This is a genomic window from Pseudomonas koreensis (assembly GCF_036668835.1).
Classification (GTDB): Bacteria; Pseudomonadota; Gammaproteobacteria; order Pseudomonadales; family Pseudomonadaceae; genus Aquipseudomonas; species Aquipseudomonas koreensis_I.
This window is the reverse complement of the sequence record NZ_JAZEVW010000059.1, coordinates 1-255: the sequence shown is the minus strand read 5'-3', so window position 1 is coordinate 255 and position 255 is coordinate 1. Positions and strand designations below refer to the sequence as shown.

Here is a 255-nt window from a genome sequence, read left to right as displayed (position 1 = left end):
ACTGTAACGAGCCGCCGGCACCGCCATGCCCAGCGCCTGATGAGGGCGTTTCTGGTTGTAGATGTCGCGCCAGGTATCAAACGCCCGTTGTGCGTCGTCGAGATCGGTGAAAAACCGGCCTTGCAGGACTTCATTTTTCAGGCTGCGGTGGAAGCGCTCCAGTTTTCCCTGAGTCTGCGGATGATAAGGCCGGGAATGACCGACCTTAATGCCCTGGCTCATCAGCCAGACTTCCAGCGCAGTATAAACGCCAGT

1 protein-coding gene is annotated in these 255 nt (G+C 57.6%); it reads right to left on the bottom strand.

The window, feature by feature from the left end:
* Nucleotides 1–255 (bottom strand): integrase core domain-containing protein (locus V6F91_RS27665; protein WP_332769954.1); only part of this gene is annotated, 255 nt, incomplete at both ends.